Source organism: Anaerobacillus sp. ABA4_114, from assembly GCF_056159065.1.
In genome coordinates this window covers 123,490-139,549 of sequence record NZ_JBSWUM010000001.1, presented here as the reverse complement: position 1 = coordinate 139,549, position 16,060 = coordinate 123,490, and the positions used below count along the sequence as shown (strand labels likewise).

15 protein-coding genes and 4 tRNA genes are annotated in these 16,060 nt (G+C 41.0%); all 19 read right to left on the bottom strand.

What is annotated here, in order from left to right:
- Positions 1-8 precede the first annotated feature (8 nt).
- Positions 9-917, bottom strand: coding sequence for a two-component system regulatory protein YycI (locus ACXAEY_RS00675; protein WP_474809780.1), 909 nt, complete (start codon positions 915-917; stop codon positions 9-11).
- Positions 904-2,271, bottom strand: coding sequence for a YycH family regulatory protein (locus ACXAEY_RS00670; RefSeq protein ID WP_474809778.1), 1,368 nt, complete (start codon positions 2,269-2,271; stop codon positions 904-906). The genes ACXAEY_RS00675 and ACXAEY_RS00670 overlap by 14 nt, the downstream gene beginning before the upstream one ends.
- On the bottom strand, positions 2,258-4,069 hold the full coding sequence (gene walK / locus ACXAEY_RS00665) for a cell wall metabolism sensor histidine kinase WalK (protein ID WP_270180568.1): 1,812 nt from the start codon (positions 4,067-4,069) through the stop codon (positions 2,258-2,260). Before walK ends, ACXAEY_RS00670 begins: the two co-directional genes overlap by 14 nt.
- 10 nt (positions 4,070-4,079) lie before the next feature.
- Complete coding sequence (gene yycF, locus ACXAEY_RS00660; protein ID WP_270180569.1) at positions 4,080-4,784, bottom strand: response regulator YycF; 705 nt, start codon at positions 4,782-4,784, stop codon at positions 4,080-4,082.
- A 163-nt stretch (positions 4,785-4,947) separates the two neighbouring features.
- Positions 4,948-6,342 (bottom strand): peptidoglycan DD-metalloendopeptidase family protein, encoded by a 1,395-nt coding sequence (locus ACXAEY_RS00655; RefSeq protein ID WP_474809775.1) that lies wholly within the window; start codon positions 6,340-6,342, stop codon positions 4,948-4,950.
- 232 nt (positions 6,343-6,574) lie between these two features.
- Positions 6,575-6,650 (bottom strand) — tRNA-Phe (locus ACXAEY_RS00650).
- A 186-nt stretch (positions 6,651-6,836) separates the two neighbouring features.
- Positions 6,837-6,912 (bottom strand) — tRNA-Asp (locus ACXAEY_RS00645).
- Between the two features lie 115 nt (positions 6,913-7,027).
- A tRNA-Met gene (locus tag ACXAEY_RS00640) sits at positions 7,028-7,104 on the bottom strand.
- 87 nt (positions 7,105-7,191) lie between these two features.
- Positions 7,192-7,267: transfer RNA gene (locus ACXAEY_RS00635), tRNA-Lys, on the bottom strand.
- A 108-nt stretch (positions 7,268-7,375) separates the two neighbouring features.
- The gene (locus ACXAEY_RS00630; RefSeq protein ID WP_474809773.1) at positions 7,376-7,816 is read right to left on the bottom strand and encodes a PilZ domain-containing protein; all 441 of its coding nucleotides are present in this window, start codon (positions 7,814-7,816) and stop codon (positions 7,376-7,378) included.
- Positions 7,817-8,007: 191 nt separating this feature from the next.
- Positions 8,008-9,294 carry an adenylosuccinate synthase gene (locus ACXAEY_RS00625; protein WP_474809771.1) on the bottom strand — a complete coding sequence of 429 codons (1,287 nt, stop codon included), beginning with the start codon at positions 9,292-9,294 and terminating at the stop codon, positions 8,008-8,010.
- A 205-nt stretch (positions 9,295-9,499) separates the two neighbouring features.
- Positions 9,500-10,861: a replicative DNA helicase gene (gene dnaB, locus ACXAEY_RS00620; RefSeq protein ID WP_270183007.1), complete on the bottom strand. Its 1,362-nt coding sequence runs from the start codon at positions 10,859-10,861 to the stop codon at positions 9,500-9,502.
- A gap of 47 nt (positions 10,862-10,908) precedes the next feature.
- Positions 10,909-11,355, bottom strand: a complete 447-nt coding sequence (gene rplI / locus ACXAEY_RS00615) for a 50S ribosomal protein L9 (protein WP_270183008.1) — start codon at positions 11,353-11,355, stop codon at positions 10,909-10,911.
- Positions 11,352-13,328, bottom strand: a complete 1,977-nt coding sequence (locus ACXAEY_RS00610; RefSeq protein ID WP_270183009.1) for a DHH family phosphoesterase — start codon at positions 13,326-13,328, stop codon at positions 11,352-11,354. Before ACXAEY_RS00610 ends, rplI begins: the two co-directional genes overlap by 4 nt.
- Before the next feature lie 15 nt (positions 13,329-13,343).
- Positions 13,344-14,270, bottom strand: a complete 927-nt coding sequence (locus ACXAEY_RS00605; protein WP_270183010.1) for a YybS family protein — start codon at positions 14,268-14,270, stop codon at positions 13,344-13,346.
- A gap of 146 nt (positions 14,271-14,416) precedes the next feature.
- Positions 14,417-14,710 (bottom strand): HPr family phosphocarrier protein, encoded by a 294-nt coding sequence (locus ACXAEY_RS00600; RefSeq protein WP_270183011.1) that lies wholly within the window; start codon positions 14,708-14,710, stop codon positions 14,417-14,419.
- A 131-nt stretch (positions 14,711-14,841) separates the two neighbouring features.
- The gene (gene rpsR / locus ACXAEY_RS00595; RefSeq protein WP_270183012.1) at positions 14,842-15,078 is read right to left on the bottom strand and encodes a 30S ribosomal protein S18; all 237 of its coding nucleotides are present in this window, start codon (positions 15,076-15,078) and stop codon (positions 14,842-14,844) included.
- Between the two features lie 61 nt (positions 15,079-15,139).
- A complete protein-coding gene (gene ssb, locus ACXAEY_RS00590) occupies positions 15,140-15,640 on the bottom strand; it encodes a single-stranded DNA-binding protein (protein ID WP_270183013.1) in 501 nt (166 codons plus the stop codon).
- A 26-nt stretch (positions 15,641-15,666) separates the two neighbouring features.
- Positions 15,667-15,963: a 30S ribosomal protein S6 gene (gene rpsF / locus ACXAEY_RS00585; RefSeq protein ID WP_474809767.1), complete on the bottom strand. Its 297-nt coding sequence runs from the start codon at positions 15,961-15,963 to the stop codon at positions 15,667-15,669.
- Positions 15,964-16,060 lie beyond the last annotated feature (97 nt).

Here is a 16,060-nt window from a genome sequence, read left to right as displayed (position 1 = left end):
TTCCTCTCCTACTTTTCACCCGAAGAAGGTTGTGGTGTTGAAGGGTCCAGATCTTTCCCTTGATTATCACCGTTACCATCCTCTTCACTCTCTTCAATTTCTTCGTCATCTTCCGTAGCACTAAACACGTTCTTTTCAATTGCGTCTACATAGTAAACCTCAGGCTCTTGCTCTTCATTCTTTGAATTCGTTAAAACAACGCGCCACGTTGGAACAAACACGATCTTCTCTCTTTCGTCCTCATTCGTTACGGTATAGTAGCCGAGAGAGACATCTTCAACAACGTCGTTCAATTCGATGTACTGTTGGTTTAATAATACTTCGATTGCATCAGAAGCAGGATCGATCTTTCTCTCCTCCGTAATGGAATTGAGGTCAAGATACGTTTGTGTATAAGACGTGACTTTATTGTCTTCCATACTTACGATCAGCATCCCAGAATTTTGATTGTAGATCGGGCGATCATCTTTGTACGTTTCTACGAAATAGATGATATTCTTATCATCTGCTGAATGAGAGTATTCATATTTTGAACCTTCATACACATAAGTCTCTAAGAAGATTGAAAAGGCTGAAGCTCGAGTTGGGTCGTTGATGGGATATGGCTTCTCGAGCGTGGAGATCAGCTTATTCCCATCTAACTCAATTTCCTGACTCGTCCCTTCTTCCAATGTTTTTTCTTCTTTTTCATTGAATTCATGGACTTTACCACTTATATAAGGCATGTTTTCAGTCTGAACGGTTGGCTTCTTCTTGTAGGTGACGTTAAAGCTATCAAGCTTTTCTTCGAGAGTTACCTGCTGAAGCTGCTCAAGACCACTAATATCCGTTCGTTTTGAAATCAAATCACTGAGTAGAAAAATGTTAAAAACAAGGAAGGTTAGGATGAGTATGGTTTTCGTTCTATTCCAATCCAAAATCATTCCCTCCTTGCTCTAAATTCTCAAGCGGCGTCCATGATTGGTTCAACTTAACATACCACTGAGGCATCAGAACGAAATCTTGGTTACTGTTTTCATCTCGATCAATCGTATAACCGATCGTAAAATTCGTTATCGCACTTTTTTTGAAGTTGCCTTCATCTAATAGCGAGACAATTTTTTCGTAAGAAGGTAGCCCTCTTGTTTCAATGTCATTGGCGAATTGGACCACCTTCAACATGCGCTTATACGTACTGATCTCATTGTTCTTTAAAGTTACATTTATTTCATCTAAATCTTCTTGATATGGACTGAAAACAGGGTATCCTTCCGTATTCAATCTAAAGGTTATTCGGTCTGTCTTCGTCTTCGAAGATGTGACCCATTCGCTCAGAAAATAGTCATCATTAGGATCACTTATCTGAAAACCAAAGTGCTTATTAACAAAGCCATAAGCATTCAAAATCGGAGCTTCATTCGCCACAAATTTGCTTGATGTAGAAGGTGGGTTAATAAAGCCCATATAATTATTCGTCTTATCATAATTCAAATCGCGACTTCCATCCGTATATAAAGAAGAGGAATTAATAACCGTGTTTTCTTCTACAGCATTTTCATCTGGAAATAGAGCTGTGATAAAAGCGTCTATATTGGTTAATTCATCGGTTCTAACATCATACAGCCTCATCTGAATTTCATTTGTAGGTAAATAAAAGATCGGCGTATTTTCGTTAGGTTGATAAGAACGAGCACGCGTTATTTTTCCGTTAGATTCCAGAAGAGAGGAGAAGTCTTCACTGAACCACTCTTTCATATCTCTAGACACGTCGACCGTTGCTCTCATCCCAATCTGACTAGAGCTATTTAAAAAGATAACTTCATTGTTTTTCCCAGATTGGGCTGAAGGAACGATAAGTCGATCGAATACTTCTAGTGGAATGTCACCCTTTGCAACACTCACAAGACTTTTTAACACATCGTTTGAGAGTGAAGTCGGAAAAATGAACTCAATGCTTTCTTCACGATTGATCAGACTGTCGATATTATCTACCATCGTTACAGACTTAATCCTTGTACCGGAGATGAAATCCGTATAAAAGGAATCGATGGTTTCTCTTTCAAATGACGTGTAATGGCTATCGTTTTGATGAAACACAATTTGATTCGGTTTAACGACCTGACTTAGATCAACTTCTTTGACACCTACCGTTCTATTCTCAGAAGGCGTTGTTTCCCTCTCATAATCCGGCTCGAAGGTCCAAATCTGCCAGGTTAATACAAGGCTCAATACGACTAAAACGTTCAATAAAATCGTTTTGATCGTCTCCAAATGTTTCTTAGTCATTCTCATTCTCTTCGACCTCCCTTATTCGCTTATAAGGAAGTGTAAAGTAAATTGTCGTTCCTTTACCCCACTTACTTTCTGCCCAGATGTCCCCATGGTGCGCATTGATCATTTCTTTTGCGATCGCTAATCCAAGACCCGTACCGCCTAATTGACGAGAGCGCGCCTTATCGACTCGATAAAAGCGATCGAATATTTTAGACAAGTTGTTCTTTGGAATTCCAACACCCTGATCACTGATACTAACACGAACTTTTTTACCGATCGTCCAGCAGCGAGCTGTGATCGTTCCACCTTCAGGCGAATATTTGATGGCATTGGAAATGATGTTGTCGAGCACCTGAGTCATCTTATCTCGATCGATTCTCGTATAGATTGCAGCAGTAGGAAGCTGACGAACGATCTCAATGTTTTCACGCTTAGACATCTCGAACCGATCTAGAACTTGATCAAACATCTCTACAAAGTCAACCTCGCTAAATTCAAGGCGATATTCCTTTTTATCCATCTTTGAGAGTTGAAGAAGGTCGTTTACGAGTCTGATCATACGCTCTGTTTCGTTCTGAGTCACACTTAAGAAGCGTGGCGCAATCTCTGGGTCAGAAAGAGCACCATCTTGAAGAGCTTCTAAATAGCTTCTCATCGTTGTAAGTGGTGTGCGAAGCTCATGAGAAACATTCACAACGAATTCTCTACGCTCTTGCTCTAGCTGCTCTTGTTCTGTAATATCATGCAGAACGGCAATTAGACCATTTATCGGTCCATCTTCTTTATGAATGATAGAGAAGTTCACGCGAATGATGAATGTTTGATGTTCATTACTCAAATCGAGGATAACAGAGTCTGGACCATTATAAAGATCATCCCACGTTTTTTCCTCAGCGTATTGGAGAACCTTATTTAACGGCGTACCTAAGGCTGTTTCACGCGAAACATCCATCATCTCCTCAGCTCGATCGTTCATAAGGATGATCATCCCTTCACGATCTGTTGCGATAACACCATCTGTCATATAGGCAAGGACAGAAGTTAGCTTTCGACGCTCTCCTTCTGTAATCGCATTCGCTTCTTGTAACCTTCTAGTTAAATCGTTAAAAGCTAGCGCAAGTTGACCGATTTCGTCTTCTCCGTATACCTTTACCTTACGTGTGAAATCTCCGCGGGCCATAACAAGTGCCTGTTTACGCATATCAGAGATCGGCCGCGTAATCGTACGAGAAATAACGATTCCTAATAAACCTGTTAAGACAAGCGCGATAAGCGCAGATTGAGCCAATAATTTATTTACCTCGTTCGCTTGCTTAAATACATGTTCCATATCAGCTTGAATATAGACAGCACCTACAGTTGAATTCGTATCGCCTACTACCGCCACACTGTAGACGAAAAACCGCTCTCCATCTTCATCCACTAATATTTCTTGATCATCAATTCCATTGAGAGCACTATTCACGTACTCATTTGTTGAAAGCGATCCAACTAATTCATCATCATAGAGAGAACCTACGATCTGACCAAGTGAATTGATGACATAAATTTGGCGAATCTCCTTTTGGTTAAAATTCGCTATTAATTCCGCTATCGAATTGCTTTCCTCATCACTCTTACTGTTGATTTGACTGGACACATTTTCAGCCAGCAGCTGAGCACGGTCTTTCACTGAATTAACATAGTTCTGTTCAAACTGTTCTTCAAGCTTGTCGTTAAAATAGACGGAAATAAATTGGATCGCGATAAGGATAAGAAGAACATATACGATTGCAAATTTAAAATGTATGGATTTAAAAAAGCCCACTTTCCCCATTTATATCAGACTACTCCTGTTCCGGCTCACGCATATAGTATCCAACCCCACGGCGAGTAATGATCCATGATGGATGACTAGGGTTATCTTCTACTTTTTCTCGAAGTCTGCGCACAGTGACATCTACTGTTCTTACATCACCAAAATAATCATAGCCCCACACTGTTTGTAATAGGTGCTCACGGGTCATTACCTGGCCAATATGCTTCGATAGATAGTGAAGTAATTCAAATTCTCTATGCGTTAATTCGATCGACTCTTCTCGCTTTGTCACTAGGTACGCATCTGGATGAATCGTCAACGCACCTACGTTAATAACAGAGTTTGTCGATGATTCCTTTTCAGGCTCCTGTTGGCGTCTTCTTAAGTTTGCTTTCACTCTTGCAATTAACTCTCTCGTACTGAAAGGCTTCGTAACATAGTCATCTGCCCCTAGCTCAAGACCAAGCACTTTATCGATTTCAGAGTCTTTTGCAGTAAGCATAATGATCGGCATTTCGTATTTCTTTCTCACTTCTCGACACACTTCCATGCCATCACGCTGAGGAAGCATGATATCAAGAAGAATCATGTCTGGATTTTCTTCTTCAACTTTTGCAATTGCTTCATCTCCATCGTAAGCGCATACAACGTTAAAGCCTTCCTTTTCAAGATTAAACTGAAGTATATCAGCGATCGGTTTTTCATCATCTACAACAAGAATTTTCTTGTCCATTATGAACGCTCCTTTTTATTAATACAGGTAATATGTATTCTCAAGTAAAAGTCATGTCTTATTTCGTCTATTCTATCATATTATAACTATTTTATTTATCCTCTACCCTTTACCTTCAAATGTAAAAAGAAAACCTTCAGCAAAAACTGAAGGTTTTTCTTTCCTATAGGTAATCCATTGGATTTTCAAGGTTACCATTTTTATATACTTCAAGGTGCAGGTGAACTCCCGTTGATTTACCAGTCGTACCCATCACACCGATCTTGTCACCTTTTTGAACAGTATCTCCGACAGATACCGAGATGGATGATAGATGAGCGTACGTTGTTTTCATTCCGTTATTATGGTTGATCGTAACTTGGTTACCGTAACCGCTTCGCTTACCAGCTGCAGTGACTGTTCCATTATCTACAGTCTTGATCGTCCGATCAGAGACGCCTGCGATATCGATTCCTTTATGGAACGATCCCCAACGTTCTCCCTGTTTACTTGTTATCGTACCACCAACTGCAGGCCACGCGAATGATCCTGTACCTTTAGAAGGAATCTCTTTTGTACCGATCGTAACCTTCTCCTTAACGGGTTCCTTCGTCACTTCTTCTTTAATAATTTCTTTGTTAGTGATTTCACCATTTTCTCGTGAAATACTATACGTTACCTTCTTCTCACCTTTTTCCCCGGTTTGAGTAACGTCTTTCTTTCCTTTTAGAAGAGAATCACTTTTAGTGGTTTCTGTATCGAAATCAATCTCTTCATCTTTCGTAACTTCTTCTGTTTCTAGTACTTTTACGAATTGTTTCTCTTCTAGAACCGTTACCTTATCGCTCTCAAGCTTATCGTCTTCTGCAAGGTCATTTAGTTCTCTGATCTCTGCTTCTTCCATGTCATATTCATCCGCAAGATCAGCGAGCGTTTCATCTTCCGAAACTTCTATCTCAACTTCTTTAAGATAACCATCCTCAATTTGCGTGACGCCTTCTTCTTCAGTCAACACATTATGCTTCTTCGCTTCAACTTCCTCAATAGAGAAGTCAGAAGAAAGCTCTAAGTAGTCAGCAGGATGTTTCTCGTTATCTTCATCGATTTTACTTTCGATCTCTTTGACCTTATCATCTGAAAGAAATGGCTTTGCGTATACCCAAAGCGCATCTTTCGCGCTAGATTCACTCGAGAAGATGCCGACAGATTCATTCTCAAATGACAGTTCATAGCCCTTTGCAACGAAAGTGAGCTCATCTGCAACCTTATCTAACGTCTCTTCATTATCATATGAAGGCTGAAACAAGCGTTTAGGGACGATTTGAAGATCGTTTTCGACCATCAAAGTTAACTCACCTGTTTGTTTTTCTTCTTTAATCTTGTCTACTTGCTCTTTCAATTGCTCTTTATCATCGATCGTTCCTATATTACTACCATCTATGTACACGTGATAGACTGGTTTCATCATATTATATACAGTAGCACCCGCTGGCTCGATACCAGTCACCATGCTAACACTTATCAACGAGACCAAAACAGCGGATTGACATATTCGTTTTACTACTTTAGGTGTTGCCATAATGTTTCCTCCTGCGATTTGCCTACGCAAAAAATTAACTCACGATTTGAATCCTACCATATTTATAAAGTCAATAGGGTATTACTCCCCAATTTGTAACAAGAATGTAGTCTATTCGTCATGATTGTGGTATTCCTTGGGAAGATTTCTAGTATTTTCGGGTAAGTTGGAACATAAAAAAGCATATCTCCTTTGAGATATGCTTGTATCTTAAGCGATTATAAGTTAAAAATGGTGGCTCCGGACGGAATCGAACCGCCGACACGTGGATTTTCAGTCCACTGCTCTACCGACTGAGCTACAGAGCCGTGTTTGTTAAGATGTCCATCAGCCTTTGCTGAGTAAAACCACTGTCCCTTCCTCTTCTAGCAACGCTTCGTAGCTTGCTGTGTCGGGACAACTCGTCGGATATTCGGTGATGCTTTGCTCGTTGCTCTACCGACTGAGCTACAGAGCCGTGTTTGTTAAAAAGCCAAACTTCTATTAATATTAAATGGCGGTCCCGACGGGAATCGAACCCGCGATCTCCTGCGTGACAGGCAGGCATGTTAACCGCTACACCACGGGACCACTTATATGTTCACTTACGTTAGTTACAGAAAACTGTAATTAAGTGTTTAGGTTGCCCCTAAAGGGACTTCGATAAAATTTTAACACGGAAGATTAATCGACGTAGTTAAAATTTTGGTTGCGGGGGCAGGATTTGAACCTGCGACCTTCGGGTTATGAGCCCGACGAGCTACCGAACTGCTCCACCCCGCGACGATAGTATGAAATTAATGGTGCACCTGCTTCTATATGCTGTGCACTGATTTCTTTCACAACTTATGTAACTTTGCGGAAAGAAAATGGTGAGCCATGAAGGACTCGAACCTTCGACCCTCTGATTAAAAGTCAGATGCTCTACCAACTGAGCTAATGGCTCATTAAAGGTTTCTTTAATGACGACAAGTTTTATATTATCACTGCTTTATGAAAAAAGCAAGGCTTCTTTAAATAAAAATAATAAAGGTGAAGATAACAGGTCATGCTGTTACCTTGTCTCACCTTTTTTCCTTAGTTTTTCTCTCATCATTTCACGGATTTCTTTCTTACGCTTATGACGTTGTATCGCGAAACGATTAACTTCTTGGAAGACAAGGGAGGACTGCTTTTCTGTTTTTAGATAGAATTTTACACCATAGCTAAAGTTACCTCTCGTGTTAGGATCATCTGGGTTGTTTACTTTTAGCCATAGGATTTCACCAGTTACCTTAAATAGTTCTTCGTTCAATTTCAACTCAAACTCTAAGTCTGTATGTTTCGCTAACTCAGGATCTGAAGAGAAGCCGATACCTTCAAGGCCAATGTCGTGAATATAAATTTTATGATTAAACTCTTTACTATCAGGTTCGTCACCATTCAATACCCTCATTTTTGCTGCGAGAGGTACGGAGAGTTGGTGCCGAAAGACTTGCCTTTTATCCCGGTTCATTAAGCCCACCTCATAAAAAATAGGAAATTCTAACAATATTAATCTTATCATATAAAAATAAACCGTGCTTTTGTTTTATAGTAATAACGCCTAAAAAAAGCTGGCAGTATAAACTGCCAGCTAAAAAACTATAGTGTTGCGCTCCCTATAACGCAGGAGTTTGGATTCCTCTTGCTTCCCTGAGGACGAACTTATGCGAATACGCCGCGTACCATGTTTGTTTGATTACGGTCTGGTCCTACAGAGAACACAGACAACGGAATACCTGTAAGCTGAGAAACACGCTCAATATAGTGCCTAGCGTTTGGAGGAAGCTCTCCAAGATCTTTCACACCTGTAATATCTTCATTCCAACCAGGCATCTCTTCGTATACTGGTTCACACTCTGCAAGAACTTTAAGGCTAGCTGGAAATTCCTCGATCACTTCGCCTTTATATTTATATGCCGTACAGATTTTCAACGTATCAATACCAGTCAGTACATCGATGGAGTTTAGAGATAAGTCTGTAATTCCACTAACTCGGCGGGCATGACGAACAACGACACTATCAAACCAACCAACACGACGAGGTCGTCCTGTAGTCGTACCGTATTCGTTTCCTACTTCACGAATCTTGTCTCCAATTTCATCATGAAGTTCAGTTGGGAAAGGACCATCTCCAACACGTGTCGTATACGCTTTTGAAACGCCTACCACGTGATTGATCTTACTTGGTCCAACACCAGAACCGATCGCAACACCACCTGCGATTGGGTTAGATGACGTTACATAAGGATACGTTCCCTGATCGATATCAAGCATAACGCCTTGTGCACCTTCGAAAAGAACACGACGCCCTTCATCGATCGCATCGTTTAACACAACAGATGTATCGACAACGTACTTTTTAATCTGCTGTCCATATTCATAGTACTCTTCAAGAATATCTTCTTTTTTGAAGCCTTCAGCTTCATACATACGCTCAAGAAGACGGTTTTTATCTGCAAGGTTACGCTCGAGCTTTTCTTCAAAAACATCTTTATCGAGAAGGTCACAAATACGGATACCAACACGTGCAGCCTTGTCCATATAGGCAGGCCCGATTCCTTTTTTCGTCGTACCGATTTTGTTTGCACCCTTGGACTCTTCTTCTACAGCATCTAATCTAAGGTGATAAGGTAGAATCACGTGAGCACGATTGCTTATACGAAGGTTGTCCGTACTAACGTTACGCTCGTGTAAATATGCAAGCTCTTCTACAAGCGCCTTCGGATCAATAACCATACCGTTACCAATCACGCAAATTTTATCATCGTAAAAAATACCTGATGGAATCAAGTGAAGCTTGTATTTCGTATCGTTGAATACGATTGTATGTCCAGCATTGTTACCGCCCTGATAACGAGCAACAACTTCTGCATTTTCAGAAAGGTAGTCAGTAATCTTTCCTTTACCTTCATCGCCCCACTGCGTTCCTACGACCACTACTGATGGCATTTCAGCACCTCCAGATGCTTCATTCGAATTCGTTCGGTGAAGCATGCACTTTTTTAAAAAACCCAGAGTAAGTGTACCAATTCGTGTTAATTAAGTCAACAAAACCGAACGATTTATCGTTGTTTACTTTTTATGTTCGTTATTAGGGTTAATGTGCCCATTTTTCTTCCAACTTATAAAAGAAAAAGTCCCTGATCGGGACTTATTACGCACCTGGAGGAATGTCACTCTCATCGTGACGTCTCTCAAGATTAACGAATTTATTGAATTCCTTTACGAAAGCAAGTTCTACTGTTCCAACTGGTCCATTACGCTGCTTCGCAATAATGATTTCGATGATATTCTTATTCTCTGATTCTTTATCATAGTAATCATCTCTGTATAGGAAAGCAACGATGTCGGCATCCTGCTCGATACTCCCTGATTCACGGATATCAGACATCATCGGACGTTTATCCTGTCTCGATTCTACACCACGAGACAGCTGAGAAAGTGAAATAACAGGAACTTCAAGTTCCCTCGCGATTCCTTTTAGTGCACGAGATATCTCTGATACTTCCTGCTGACGGTTCTCAGTAGAGCCGTTACCTCTAATCAGCTGCATATAATCGATCAAGATCATGCCGAGTCCTTTTTCTTGCTTCAAACGTCGGCATTTCGACCGAATGTCTCCAACGCGGATACCTGGTGTGTCATCGATATAAATACCTGCGTTCGATAAACTCCCCATCGCCATCGTAAGCTTCTGCCAGTCATCACCTGTCAGAGCTCCAGTACGAAGGCGCTGTGCATCGATGTTTCCTTCCGCGCAGAGCATACGCATCACGAGCTGTTCTGCACCCATCTCAAGACTGAAGATCGCTACGTTCTCATCTGTTTTCGTTGCTACGTTTTGGGCGATATTCAAAGCGAAAGCCGTCTTACCTACTGAAGGACGTGCAGCCACTATGATCAGATCGTTCCGCTGAAATCCTGCAGTCATGCGATCTAGCTCTGAGAAGCCCGTAGGTATACCAGTAATGTCTCCCGTGTTGTTTTGGAGCATTTCGATATTATCATATGCATCGACAAGAACGTCTTTAATGGAAATAAACGCACCGGTGTTCTTGCGTTGTGATACTTCCATAATGGATTTTTCTGCTTCTGATAGAAGGTTCTCTATTTCATTTTCCTTCGCATAACCGTCTGAAGCAATATCAGTTGCCGCTCTGATCAAACGTCTTAAGATCGATTTCTCTTCTACGATCTTTGAATAGTATTCAACGTTTGCAGCAGTTGGCACCGAATTAGCCAAATCACTTAAATAAGAGACACCGCCAATTTCCTCAAGGAGTTTTCGATCTTGAAGCTCAGAAGTTACCGTTACAAGATCAACCGGTTCCCCTTTCTCGGATAGCTCGATCATGACAGAAAAGATCTTCTGATGTGCCGCACGATAAAAATCTTCTGGTTGGAGAACCTCAGTAGCGGTCGTTAATGCGTCTGTCTCTAAAAACACCGCCCCTATAACGGCCTGTTCTGCTTCTATATTTTGAGGTGGCGTACGATCAGCAAATAAATCACTCATGTTGTTTTCCCCCTGAGCATTTCGCTTTTTCCACCCGTTAACACCTATTATTGCTCAACGACATGAACTTTAACTGTAGCAGTCACATCCTGATGCAATTTGATGGGTACATTTGTGTAACCAAGTGAACGGATTGGTTCATCTAATTCGATCTTTCTTTTATCAATTTTGATGTCATGATGCTTCTTAAGATCTTCAGCGATGTTCTTACTCGTGATCGATCCGAATAAGCGGCCACCTTCACCAGATTTCGTTGAAATTTCAACCTCGAGGTTTTCGATTGTTTCTTTAAGAGCCTTCGCTTCATCTAGTTCTTCTTGTGCTTTCTTTTCATCGCTGCGCTGCTTCGCTTTTAACTGCTTCATATTTGCATTATTCGCTTCAACAGCAAGATTATTCTTTAAAAGATGGTTACGAGCATAGCCATCTGCTACATTTTTAACTTCACCTTTTTTACCTTTACCTTTTACATCTTCTAAAAATATTACTTTCATGACTCTTCGTCTCCCCCTTCTAGATAGTCATCTACGACTTCTTTAAGCATACTTTCTGCTTCTTCTACTGTATTTACATCTAGCTGCGTGGCGGCATTTGTTAAATGGCCTCCACCTTCTAGACCTTCCATGATGATTTGAACGTTTACTTCACCAAGAGATCTTGCACTTATGCTTACTTTACCATCATCTCGCTTTGAAATGACAAAGGATGCAATAACGCCGCTCATAGAAAGCAACGTATCAGCAGCCTGCGCGATCATGACCTGGTCATACGTCTTATCATTTTCACCGAGTGCAATGGCGATTCCGTTACGATAGATGTTTGACTTTTCGATAATACGCGCTCGACGAATATATTGAGCGATGTCTTCGCGAAGAAATTCTTGCACTAGAACCGTATCCGCACCGTGTGCTCGTAAATAAGAAGCAGCATCAAACGTTCTTGAGCCAGTTCTAAGCGTGAAACTTTTTGTATCGACGATGATTCCAGCTAACAATGCTGTCGCTTCTAATATGTCCATTTTAAGACGCTTTGGCTGATATTCAAAGAGTTCCGTTACAAGCTCGGCAGTTGAGGAAGCATAAGGCTCCATATAGACGAGAACGGGATCTTCAATAAATTCTTCCCCTCGTCTATGATGGTCGATCACAACTACGCGATCAAGCTTTTGAAGAAGTTTTTCTTCCATGACGAGTGAAGGTTTATGTGTATCGACCACCACGAGAAGCGTGTTCGATGTTGCCTTCTCAAGTGCCTCTTCAGGATCCTGAAACCGAGCCCAAAGTTGCTCGTTTTGCTGTATTTCTTCGATTAACCTCGATACACCACTCGTTTTTTGATTTTGATCAAAAACGATATTTCCTTCTTTCCCGTTCGCCTGAGCGACTTTCAAAATACCGATCGACGCTCCGATCGAATCCATATCAGGGTTTTTATGCCCCATTATAATAACCTGATCACTATCTAAGACCAATTCTCGAAGAGCGTGAGAAATAACACGCGCTCGAACCCTCGTTCTTTTCTCGATCGGATTTGTTTTTCCACCATAAAATTTAACCTTACCGCTCGTTTGTTTAATCGCGACTTGATCACCGCCACGGCCAAGTGCTAAATCTAAACTAGATTGTGCTAGCTGTCCTAGCTCTGTTAACGTGCTATGACCGCTGCCGATTCCTATGCTTAGCGTTATATGAATATTTTCCTTCGACGTGACGTCACGAACTTCATCAAGAATAGAAAACTTATTCTTCTCTAGTTCTTGAAGGATTTTTTGGTTAAGGACTGCAAAAAACTTTTCTGAAGAACTACGTTTAAGAAAAACACCATGTTCATCGGCCCATTTATTTAAAATCGACGTGACAGCACTATTTAAATTACTACGTACTTCATCGCCTAAACCTTGAGTTACCTCTTCATAATTATCGAGATAAATAATCCCTACTACGGTTTTTTCCTCATTGTACCTTCGTTTGATATCGATCTTCTCAGTCACATCAAAGAAATAAAGTAGACGTTCTTCCTGTTTGAAGTAAGTTTTATACTTGCGTTCATTGATGGTCAAGATTTCATCCTCTGCTTCAGACTTAAGAAACGGGATGATTTTTTCTGAAATCTCATTTAACGAAAGACCGATCAGCGGCTCCTGCTTCGTTACGGTAGGCATGTAAGGATTTGTCCATTCGATGTGGTAATCCTCATCATACAACAATATACCGATCGGCATCTCCATCAATGCCTCATCGCCCACCTTTTTCACACGATGCGAAAGTGTGGACACATAGTCGCGTAGAGCTTCCTGAAAATTCGATTCAGCACGGATCGCTAAATAAACGAGGAGCGTTGTCACAATGACGCTTACAATTCCAATTATCCAGTTGTAATAAGTAATAATGCCGATAAAAAGGATGGAAATGACGAACAAGGCTACCACATGATAACCATGCCACCGTTTCGTTAAAAACTTTGGCATATTTTCAGCTCCTACCTATGATTTCATTCTCCTTCGCAGTTCAAAACCTAGATCGATGATTCCAATGATAACAACAAGTGACGATAGTGCGAAGCCAAGAAATGTGAAAAGTATCGGCACCGCGATCGGCCAACCTTTTTTGTGGCTGTAAAAGTATATAACTGCTAGTCCTTGCACAAAAATTAACGCATTCAATACTGAATAGACATTAATAGAAGCTACATAAGCAGCAGAACCTTCTTCTAAACCAACCATCATTAGAATGGTAACAACTAAATAATACCATAAAAAACTCTTAGGAAATGCCCATTCTCGAATCGGTTTAAACACCGGAGGTTGAAATCCTCCTACCCTCTTCAAGACAGGAATAGAAATAAGTTGTGAGACTAAAGCCATCAAAACACCTAAAATAACAAGGAGAGTAGGAACCAAATATCTGATGATCTCGATTTGCTCAAACATCATATCGAACTGCTCAGTATTTTGCCCTAATGCTTCACTTATTGATTCAGCCTGTTTAAATGACTGGTTTAGCATTGAGATCGCTAAATCGATTGGGTTCTCTCCTATCAGTAGTATACTTCCGATAAAAAGGATTAGCATCGTAATCACATAACTGATCCCACTACCGATCAAAACAGTAAGCGCAGATTTACGTTTCTCATACAGATAACCAGCTGTTAAGCCCCCTACTCCAAATGGAAACGAGGCGGCGAGGGATGGAAATCCAGCGATGATTAACCCTAATACAGTGGCAACACCCCACATCACAAATCCACTGCCAAGACCATTTCGCACAACCATCAAAATAAAAGGAATAGGCAAGACCCAGAACGTAATGGATCCAAGAATCGGAACGAACGTTGTGATCAAAAATAATACAGCAAATACAGCTGCTAGCGCAGCTCCTTCCACTAATTGCTTCACGGTTTGATTTTTCAAGTTTTTAGACCTTCCTTATATCTAATAAAAAACGGGTCGAAATCCCCTTACTATATTGTAAGAATTTCTGCCCGCAACAGCAAATTTTTCATTTATAAATAAACTAACATATAAAAAAGGCTGTTACCACAACAGCCTGGTCTCACCTACATGAATGAAAGAGGTTGATCTGTAGCACCCTTTGTTTCACTCTTCAGCAATTCACTCAACGTCTGAGTTGCACTCATTGCATCACGCCCTTCAGCGATTAAAAGGATCGTATCCTCCTCGTTAACCATCAGATTGAAAGCGATGACGCTCGTAAGACTTTTTCCGTTTATGCTATGTCCATCGTGATAGAGAGTGATATGGCTGCTAAACGATTTTGCCTGTTTCACAAACGAAATGAGCGCGTTCATACTATGCTGTTTATGTACTGTTAATTTTGTAGTTTCCATCATTGGTATATCCCCCTTACAAGCGATTGTAAAGAACATATACCTTTTTCCAAGTAACGTTAAACCACCTTGCTTTTTCCAATATAAAGAAAAAAGACAGCAAGATCAAATCCTGCTGTCTCTTCCTTATCAAGTTACTCTCCTACTACGTAAGGGAGTAGTGCCATTTGACGAGCACGTTTAACCGCACGAGTCAATTGACGCTGATATTTAGCGCTAGTACCTGTTACACGACGTGGAAGAATCTTTCCACGCTCAGATACGAAACGCTTAAGAAGATCTACATCTTTATAGTCGATGTAAGTGATTTTGTTTACTGTGAAGAAACAAACCTTTTTACGACGACCTCTACGTCCACCTGGTCTTGCCATGGTTAGTACCTCCTTTGCTTTTAAATTTGTTCTCTGTTTTCACCGCTCGAAACAGAGAGTATTAGAACGGCAAGTCATCATCCGAAATATCAATCGGCTTGCCATCGCTCGCAAACGGATCATCTCCAAAGTTGGACTGATTCCGATTGTTGTTGCGATCTTGGTTCTGATTTCCGTAACCGCCGCTATCTCTGTTTGGAGAGCCGCCACCGTAGTTGCCGCCTCCGCCGCCCTGGCTTGCGCCTTTTGGCTCGAGAAATTGGACACTTTCAGCCATCACTTCTGTCACAAACACACGCTGTCCCTGGCTGTTATCATAAGAACGAGTTTGAACTCGTCCATCTACACCAGCAAGGCTGCCTTTTTTCAAGAAATTGGCTGCGTTTTCTGCCTGTCTGCGCCATACAACAATGTTGATAAAATCTGCTTCACGGTCTCCCTGCTGGTTCGTAAACGGACGATTCACTGCAAGAGTGAAGTTCGCAACCGCTACGCCGCTTGGGGTATAACGCAATTCAGGGTCTTTTGTTAAACGTCCAACTAATACGACGCGATTCAGCATCAGAACCCCTCCTATTTATAAAACAATTACTTTTTAGCTTCTTCAAGGTTAAGTGTCATGAAACGAAGAACATCGTCGTTGATTTTCATCAAACGGCTGAACTCGTTGATCGCTTCGATATCACTGTTGATGTCAAGAACAATGTAGATCCCGCTGTTGAAATCGTTGATTTCGTAAGCAAGACGCTTTTTGCCCATTTGCTTGACTTCATTAATTTCCGCACCGTTATCAGTAAGGATTCCGTTGAAACGCTCGACAAGAGCTTTCTGTGCATCCTCTTCGATATTTGGACGGATAATGTACATAATTTCGTAGTTACGCATTCCGTTCACCTCCTTTTGGTCTAACGGCTCTTAAATAAGAGCAAGGAGTAAGTATACAAAGATAATTACTCACAGCTTTAGATTATAACAAAACGAA